The sequence below is a fragment of the Eggerthella sp. 1_3_56FAA genome, from assembly GCF_000185625.1.
GTDB classification, from domain to species: domain Bacteria; phylum Actinomycetota; class Coriobacteriia; order Coriobacteriales; family Eggerthellaceae; genus Eggerthella; species Eggerthella lenta.
Genome location: NZ_GL622580.1, coordinates 528298 through 537187, shown reverse-complemented (window position 1 = coordinate 537187; position 8890 = coordinate 528298). Strand labels below are relative to the sequence as shown.

At 63.6% G+C, this 8890-nt stretch carries 5 protein-coding genes; all 5 read right to left on the bottom strand.

Annotated features, from left to right (window positions below):
• Window positions 1-24: 24 nt before the first annotated feature.
• The gene (locus HMPREF1023_RS07695; RefSeq protein WP_009305640.1) at window positions 25-1683 is read right to left on the bottom strand and encodes a Na+/H+ antiporter NhaC family protein; all 1659 of its coding nucleotides are present in this window, start codon (window positions 1681-1683) and stop codon (window positions 25-27) included.
• A gap of 364 nt (window positions 1684-2047) precedes the next feature.
• Window positions 2048-3049: a YdcF family protein gene (locus HMPREF1023_RS07690; RefSeq protein ID WP_009305639.1), complete on the bottom strand. Its 1002-nt coding sequence runs from the start codon at window positions 3047-3049 to the stop codon at window positions 2048-2050.
• Window positions 3050-3848: 799 nt separating this feature from the next.
• On the bottom strand, window positions 3849-5387 hold the full coding sequence (locus tag HMPREF1023_RS07685; protein ID WP_009305638.1) for a sodium:solute symporter: 1539 nt from the start codon (window positions 5385-5387) through the stop codon (window positions 3849-3851).
• A 752-nt stretch (window positions 5388-6139) separates the two neighbouring features.
• Window positions 6140-7381: a phenylacetate--CoA ligase family protein gene (locus HMPREF1023_RS07680; RefSeq protein ID WP_009305637.1), complete on the bottom strand. Its 1242-nt coding sequence runs from the start codon at window positions 7379-7381 to the stop codon at window positions 6140-6142.
• A 356-nt stretch (window positions 7382-7737) separates the two neighbouring features.
• A complete protein-coding gene (locus HMPREF1023_RS07675) occupies window positions 7738-8712 on the bottom strand; it encodes a diguanylate cyclase domain-containing protein (RefSeq protein ID WP_226844487.1) in 975 nt (324 codons plus the stop codon).
• Between the last annotated feature and the right edge of the window lie 178 nt (window positions 8713-8890).

Genomic DNA, 8890 nt, shown 5'->3' with positions numbered 1-8890 from the left:
TCTCCGATCGTATTGACTTCGCGCTTACGCCTTCACCGCCCCGTACTTCGAGCGGTTCAGCACCAGCACAGCCGCGATCATCAGCACGGCGCCCACGACGAGCGCGATCCACGGGTTGCCCGTGAAGCCGGCGATGATGTAGCCCACCAGACACACGGCCGCCACCACCGAAGCGTACGGCAGCTGCGTGGCCACATGGCGCAGGTGGTTGCATTGCGCGCCCGCCGACGACAGGATAGTGGTATCCGAAATAGGCGACACATGGTCGCCGTACACCGCACCGCCCAGCGTGGCGCCGATGGCCACGAGGAACAGCGGATCTTGCGCCGGGAACACGCCGATCACGATGGGCAGGATCAGCGCGATGGTTCCCCACGACGTGCCCATGGCGAAGCCGATGAACGCCGCCACCACGAAGATGACCACCGGCAGCAGAGCCAGCCCCACGCCGATGCTGTTCAGGAAGCCGCTGACGAACTCGCCCGTGCCAAGCAGGTAGCGGCACGTGCCGCCTAGGCTCCATGCCAGCACGAGGATCATGATGGCGCCCACCATGGAGCGCACGCCCTCGGCCACGCCGTCCATGTATCCCGACAGCGTCATCAGCTTGCGCGGCAGGAACATGGCCGCCGTCACCACCAGCGCCACGCACACGCCGATGCACAGGCCGAACACCGGGTTCTCGCCCACAGCCGTGGCGAAGTCGACGCCCTGGAAGAAGCCGCCCGCGTACAGCATGCCCAGAATCGAGAAGATGATGAGCACGATGATGGGAATGATCAGGTCGAACACGCGTCCCTTGTCCGAGATGGCCATGCCTTTGAACTCTTCGACGGCCACCTTCGCAGCCTCGTCCAGCTCGTCCTCCTCGGCTACAATGGTATCCAGCTTCGCCGGCAGCGCGTCGGCCGCGTTCGGATCGGAAATGCCCACCGTCGACATCGACTCGAGAGCGCTGTCCTTCGACGGAATACGATGCTGCTGGTCGGCCGGCTTCTGCACCTCGGCCTCGGCAACGCGCATGGGGCCGAAGTCCTTCTTGGTAGCGCACATGAAGAAGACGAACACGATGGTGAGCAGCGCATAGAAGTTGTACGGGATGGACTGGACGAACGTTGTGAAACCGCCTTCGCCCAGGTAGCCGCCTACGGCCACGGCCCACGACGACACCGGCGCGATGATGCAGATAGGCGCCGCGGTGGAGTCGATGATCCATGCCAGCTTCTCGTGGCTGATGTTGAATCGATCGGTGACGGGGCGCATGACCGCGCCCACCGTGAGGCAGTTGAAGTAGTCGTCCACGAAGATGATGATGCCCAGCACCGCAGTGAGAATCTGCGCCATCTTCGCGTTCTTGATGTGCGTAGACACCCACTCGGCGTACGCGCGCGATCCGCCGGCGGCCGCGATGACCACCACGAGCGCGCCCAATAACGCAAGGAACAGCAGCAGCGCCCCGTTGCCGGCTATCTGCTCGGCCATCATCTGCGGCACCATGGTGAACGAATCCACCAGCGGCTCGACGCCCACGCCGTTGAGCGAGAACTGGTAGATCACCATGCCCACGAACACGCCGATGGCCAGAGAGGAATACACCTCCTTCGTGATCAGCGCCAAACCCAGCGCAAGAATCGGCGGTATGATTGACCATACCCCCGTGCTGATGAGGTCGAATCCTTCCATATGATCCCCTTCGTCGTGCTATTCGCCGAACGGCATGCACGTGGTTCCGCCTTCACCCTCGCCGCGCTTCTCCCAACGCGATGCTTGAGGACGCAGGCCGAATCGCCGCCGCTCGGCACCAGTTTCCTAAGTATACAAGGACAAGCGCGCCCGAGGGGGCGAAAACGCCGATGTTTTCGATCGACGAAGCACGCGAGCACGAACGCAAGGAGCCGCGCGTGTCGGGCGCGGGTGCGAGCGCGAACGCGAGCCGCGCGACGTCGGGCGCAAGTGCAAGCGCGAATGCGAGGAGCCACGCGTGTCAGACGCAGGTGCGAGCGCGACGCGTTAGGCCGTGCGACGTCGGGCGCGGGCGCGAAGCGCGTTACAGCTGGAACAGCGCGATGGCGGCGAAAGGGAGCCAGAACACGAAGATGACCACGAACGGCCAGCGGTGGGCGTTGCTGACGGCCACGTATTCGCGGATGAACGCGGTGGGCCAGAAGTAGCGCGCGGTCCTGCTGCCCACGCCGTCGGCGGCCAGCCCGATCTTGTGCGCGTACTCGGCCGTACGGAACACGTGGTAATCGCTGGTCACCACCGCGGCGCGGTACGCGCCCGCGCCCGACCGCGCGTCCATGATGGCTTTGGAGTTGCGCAGGTTCTCCATCGTGGTGGTGGAGCGGTCCTCCTCGATGACGGCATCGGCGGGCACGCCGCGCTCCTCGACGAGGTACGTGCGCATGGCCTCGGCCTCCGATACCGCCTCGTCGGCTCCTTGGCCGCCCGACGCGATGATGACGGCGCGGCGGTGGTCGGCCTCCCATAGCTCGACGGCCTTGTCCAGGCGCGCGGCCAGCAGGGGCGTGGGCTTCGTGCCCGACAGGCCGGCGCCGTGCACGACGATGTAATCGTAATCGCGGCGCTTAGGCAGACGGCGGTACAACCACGAATACAGCAGCAGGGCCGCGAACGTGAACGCCACGTACGAGCCCTCCATCAGCACCAGCAGCGCCAACGCCAGCACGATGGGCGGCGCCTGGACGAACAGCAGCACCGGGCCGCCCACGCACGCCATCACGACGCAAAGCGCCAGTAGGCCCGGCAGCAGATGCGACAGCGACAGGCCTTCGCGCTTCACCACCACGAACGTGTTCGCCAGCAGGAACACCACCAGCGCCACCGTGCCGAACGGAATGGCCGCCAAGCCGATGAGCACCAGCCACGGCAGCTCGAACTGGATGGACAGCCCGTATAGCGCGAGCAGGCACAGCAGCAGGAAGTACAGCGCGTTGCGAAACTGCCGCGGCTCCTTGCGGTAGTTCTTGACGAACAGAAACCCGAACACCAACGCGGGAAAGTATATGAGAGCAAGCTGGAAGATCATGCGCGCGCTTTCACGAAAGCCGATACTGGCTGACAGTATACCGCGGAACGCAAGCCACCGCCCCCTTCGCTCCCGCGAGGCGCGAGAACGCAGGGACGGAACGAGCGCAGAGTACTCAGGGGCTGGAAGTTCCGAGTCGCGAGTCGAATAGGAATCCTCCCTAACCCCCAACAGCACACAAGCCATCGCGCGGCGCGCTGATGCGAGCCGTAGACGGAGCGCGGTGCCACCACCCAAGACGAACGGGTGTTTCATGTGAAACACCCGTTCGAACCGGCCGGTTCGACGCATCGCCCTCGGCAGCGTTGCGCACCGAGTTATCCGCGCAGTCGAAGGCTCCCCCGGATGGCGAAAACCCATCGAATTCGGAAATTTCGCCCGCGGCGTAGCCGCGCGGCGAAAACCCCTCCCGCATAATGCCTGGTCGCAGAGGATACCTTGCGCGAAACCTCGCGCCGAACAAGCGCGACGCGCGCGATAGCTTCCGAATTCGATGGGTTTTCGCCATCCGGGGCGCGACGGGCTGCACGGAAGACCGTCAGACGGAACAGCGCGACCCTTGATAAGGAGCCTCTTCGGGCGCAATGTGCCAAACGGGCGGTCGTGACCAGCGCTTCGCGCGATACGCTCGCGAAGCAAGCCGGTGCTTCATGCGAGACATCGGCGGCAAACGGCTTCCGAGATGCAAGCTTCGCTCCAAGAACACGTCTCGTTCGCTGAAGCGTGTTCTTGGAGCGAAGCGCCCTCTGCCGTCCCGCAGACTTTGAGACGACAGAGGTTTCGAAGCTTCGGCTCAGAACTACTCCGCTTCCAGCTCCTGCTCGTATTCGCGGTCGATGGCTCCCTCGACGTGCGGCGGGTCGACCTCGAACTCAACGCGCTTCGTGAACAAGCTGACCACCGGCACGATGATCAGCGACAGCACCATCGCGATGGCGCCGCAGTTGATGGGCGACGCGATGAATGCCGTGCCCACGAACCCGGCGATCATGTTGCCCGTGGTCAGACCCACGCCCACGATGAAGCTGGCCCACACAGCCGGACGCGACACGCGACGCGAGTACAGCCCCCAGAAGAAGGGCCCCAAGAACGAACCGGCCAGCGCGCCCCACGAGATGCTCATCAGCTGTGCGATGAACGTGATGGACGAGTTGTACTGCACCAGCGCGATCACCGCCGAGATCACGATGAACACCACGATCAGCACGCGCATGTACACCAGCTGTTTTTTCTCGCTCATGTTCTTCACCACGTTGTCTTTCAGCAGATCGAGCGTCAGCGTGGACGACGACGTCAGCACCAGCGATGACAGCGTGGACATGGACGCGCTCAGCACCAGCACGATCACGATGCCGATGAGCAGGTCGGGCAGCGTGGACAGCATGGTGGGCATGATAGAGTCGTACACCGGCGTGCCTGCGGCGGTCATCTCCACCTGATCGCCGTACAGGCGGCCGAACCCTCCCAGGAAGTAGCTGCCGCCGGCCACTACCATGGCGAACACCGTGGAGATGATGGCGCCCTGCTTGATGGCGGGACCGCTTTTGATGGCGTAGAACTTCTGCACCATCTGGGGCAGACCCCACGTGCCCAGGCTGGTCAGCACGATGACGCCGATGAGATCGGGCAGGTTCGGCCCGAAGAAGCTGACGAACGGCCCGGCCATCTCGCTGCCCTCGGCGGGAATAAGCGACAGCGTGGTGAGGGCCTCGGTGAAGCCGCCGTTGTTCACCAGCACCGCCACGATGACGGCAACGATGCCCAGCAGCATGACGATGCCCTGGATGAAGTCGTTCATCACCGTGGCCATGTAGCCGCCCAGCACCACGTACACGCAGGTGATAACCGCCATACCGATGACGCACACCTCGTAGGGCAGGCCGAACGCCATGCCGAACAGGCGCGACAGGCCGTTGTACACGCTGGCCGTGTACGGGATGAGGAACACGAAGATGATGGCCGCGGCCGCGATGCGCAAACCCTTCGACTGGAACCGCGCGCCGAAGAACTCGGGCATCGTGGACGCGCCCAGGCGGTGCGTCATCTCGCGCGTGCGCGGGCCCAGCACCCACCAGGCCAGCAAGCTTCCCAGGATGGCGTTGCCGATGCCGATCCACGTGGCGGCCACGCCGTATTTCCAACCGAACTGACCGGCGTAGCCCACGAAGATGACGGCGGAGAAGTAGCTGGTGCCGAACGCGAACGCGCTCAACCACGGCCCCACGTTGCGGCCGCCCAGGATGAACCCGTCGACGCTTCCGGTGTGTCGTCGGCAGTAGATGCCGACGCCCACCGCCACGCCGACGAAAATAAGCACCATGCATATCTTTTCGATCATGAGTCTTCCTATCGATTCATGCGCGCCGCCCGTCGGCGGGCGCTCTTCCCCAAGAAAGCGAGCCCCGTTTTGCTTCGTGTTCCGCGACCGGATGTTTCACGTGAAACATTTGTTCCTTTGTCGCACTGCAATGCGATGAATTGTTTCACGTGGAACATCGCGTCGGGAAAGGCCCGCGCGGTGGCGCACATGACTTTGCCGGAACGCAACGCCCGTCGGCACGACGCCGACGAAGCACCACGGGCAAACCCATGTGCTAGAGGTATCGATAGGAATAATAGGAAACGGCACGGTAGGCGGTTCGACCGGCCAGGGGCGCGTCAGAGGCATCGGCCGCACGATGGGCGACAGCGCTGACCGCGTCGATTGCGCCGGTCGTCGCGGCGACATCGGACGCGTGGGGCGAAGCCGGCTGCGCAGCGAATACCGTTACAAGCGAGTCCGCGGGACGCGGAGCGAGGGAGCGGCACACAGCCGCGACGGCGAGCTGAAGCTGCCAGCGCTGTTCGACGGCGGTATGTCCCTTCGCGGAATGCATGCGCATACTCTACCATAGTGGAGCGCCCCCATCATGCAAAAAATTCGCAAATCCCCCTCCGCCGCCGAACGGATGTTTCACGTGAAACATCCGGAAGGCATCCGAAGCTTCCGCATCATCTAGCTTGCACAAAAGAAGGCGGTTCGCGCGCAAAAAGAGGGAGGCAGCCCGTCAGGGTGCCTCCCTCCACGTACGAGAAAGCTCCGCTTTGCGACTAGTATCGGCTGTCGAAGATGCGCTTCGTTTTCTTCTCGGAGCGGGGCAACTCGCCCATGGGAACACCCTTGGCATCGGGAGTGCAGCCGCACTTCGCCTTGAAGATGAGGGCCAGCTCCTCCTCGGCGCGCGCCTTCGCCTCGTCTTGCAGCGGGGTTTCGAACAGCACGGTGAGCACATCCTTGCCGCTGATGTTCTCGATCATCACCTGGTACTCGCTGGACGTGCCGTCGGTGGCGGCGATGACTTCCTCCACCTGGGCGGGGAAGATGTTGCAGCCCTTCACCTTGAACATGTCGTCGGTGCGGCCGGTCAGCGTGTCGATGCGCGGGTGGCGATGGCCGAAGCCGCACTTGCAGTCGCCCGGGATGATGCGCGTGAGGTCGTGCGTGCGGTAGCGGATGAGCGGGGCGCCCTGCTTGCGCAGCGTGGTCAGCACGAGCTCGCCCACCTCGCCGTCGGGCACGGGCGCACCGGTGTCGGGATCGACCACTTCCACGTACACGTAATCGTCCCAAATGTGCATGCCGTGATGCTCGTCGCACGATATGCCGATGCCAGGGCCGTACACCTCGGTCAGGCCGTAGATGTCGTAGATCTCCACGCCCAGCTCGCCGGCGATGCGCTGGCGCATCTTGTCGCCCCACCGCTCGCTGCCGATGACGCCCTTGCGCAGGCAGATGCGGTCGCGGATGCCGCGCTCGGCGATCTCCTCGGCCAGCAGCAGCGCGTAGGAGCTGGTGGCGCACAGCACGGTGGATTTGAGGTCCTGCATCATGCGCAGCTGCTTCTCGGTATTGCCCGGCCCCATGGGGATAGTCATGGCGCCCAGGCGCTCGGCGCCCAGCTGGAAGCCGATGCCCGCCGTCCACAGGCCGTAGCCGGGGGTGATATGGATGCGGTCGCGGTTCGTGATGCCCGCCGTCTCGTAGCAGCGTGCGAACTGGATGGCCCAGTCGGTGACGTCCTGCTGCGTGTAGGGGATGATGACCGGCGTGCCCGTGGTGCCGCTGGAGCTGTGGATGCGCACGATCTCCTCGTCGGGCACGGCCTGCAAGCCCAGCGGATAGGCGTTGCGCAGGTCGTCCTTCTCGGAGAACGGAAGCTTCTCGAAGTCCTCCTGGGTTTGCACATCGGAGAGGTCGATGCCCTCGAACTTGGCGGCGTAAAACGCCGAGCGCTCCTTCAGCGTGGCGAACTGCTGCTTGATGAGGGCGAACTGGTCGTTGGTAAGCTGCATGATGATCCCCTTCTGGGACGATGGTCTTCTACCGGATATGAGGATGCTTCAAGCCCGCGGGCGCGAGTCTTGAAGCTAAAGCCATCGACCCGCCGAAACCACGGCTGGGAAGGAGAGGATGTCGTTGTCGTTCGCGAATTCCATGCGTCCATTCTAGGCGAAGGGCGTGCGATTGCAAACCCGCAAGTTCCCCGGGAAGCATCATCGCCCCAAAAACACGCCTCAACGCGTGAAGCGTGTTTTTGGGGCGATGATGCTCCGATATCGGCCTTACGATTTCTGGCCAGAACGACAAGACGAACCAGCGCGCAGGGCGGTTCGGCACCGGCTATCATGCGACCCAGCGCCGACGGCGATCACCAGCTGTAGCAGCCTTTTCCGTTGTCCTTGCTGGCGTACAGAGCGCAATCGGCGGCGCGATAGAGGTCGAAGAACGTCTCGCCTCGCACAACGCGCACGATGCCCACCGAACATCCCAGCTCTACGGCACGCGAAGCAGAATGCGATCCCCATGCCTCGATAAGCTCGCACGCTTTGCATTGGGCTTCCTCTACCGAAAGCGGGCAGGTAGAGAACACGGCGAACTCGTCGCCTCCCATGCGCCCGACCAGCGCATCGCGCGGGAAGACGCGCAACAGCACGTCGGCGAACTCTTGGATGACCCGGTCGCCTTCAGGATGGCCCAACGTGTCGTTCACCGTTTTGAAGTTGTCGAGGTCGATCATGAAGAAAGCGCTGCCCTCGCCGCCTTCGACAAGCGCCGCTGCCACATATTTCTCGAACGCGGCATGGTTCAACAGCTCGGTCATAGAATCAAGCTCGGCGCGGCGCTCCATAGCCTTGGAATACTCCAAAGCGGCGTTCGCCTGCTCGGTAGCCGTTTTCGGATAGTACTCTTCGCGCCGTTGATCGACATTGGGCGTGGAATGATGCAGATGCACCAGCAGCCACCGGTCGCCCTCGCGACGGAATACCAGCGTGAAACGCGTGTCCATTTCCACGAGCAACGGTTTCGGACGGTCGGGTCGCTCACGCGCCCACAACGTGCCGAACACGATGCAGGTGTCCTCGCCGATGGCGCGCGGCTCGTAGTACTCGTCGAGGATCTCGAAGGTGATGTCCTGAGCTTCTTCCTGATCGCGCTCGAGTCCCGCGAAGAACGCCTCGAGGTTGACATAGAGCTCGTGCTTTCCTGTGCCGATGAGCGAGAGATTCTGCGGATCCATGGTGTCCACGATGAATTGAACGCTTTCGTCCGAAGGCTCGATGATGTACGCGTGCCAAAGCTTGCGCGCCAACTCGACCGCTTCCTGCAGCAACACCTGATCCATCGCCCGCCCCATAACGCCCTCGCCTTCCGCCGACTATTCAAACAAAATTTGAATAACCGCAGTATACATCAGGGGGCGGTGCTTAAAGACGATGGCGACCCCGAACGCGCAAGGAGCCTTCCCCAACTAACCGCGCGCGGGGCGCGGGGCGCGGGGCGCGGGGCGCGGGGCGCGGGGC

Coding starts and splice junctions, on each gene's coding strand:
- HMPREF1023_RS07695 (WP_009305640.1), bottom strand. CDS start 1,683: ATGGAAGGATTCGACCTCATCAGCACGGGGGTATGGTCAATCATACCG.
- HMPREF1023_RS07690 (WP_009305639.1), bottom strand. CDS start 3,049: ATGATCTTCCAGCTTGCTCTCATATACTTTCCCGCGTTGGTGTTCGGG.
- HMPREF1023_RS07685 (WP_009305638.1), bottom strand. CDS start 5,387: ATGATCGAAAAGATATGCATGGTGCTTATTTTCGTCGGCGTGGCGGTG.
- HMPREF1023_RS07680 (WP_009305637.1), bottom strand. CDS start 7,381: ATGCAGCTTACCAACGACCAGTTCGCCCTCATCAAGCAGCAGTTCGCC.
- HMPREF1023_RS07675 (WP_226844487.1), bottom strand. CDS start 8,712: ATGGATCAGGTGTTGCTGCAGGAAGCGGTCGAGTTGGCGCGCAAGCTT.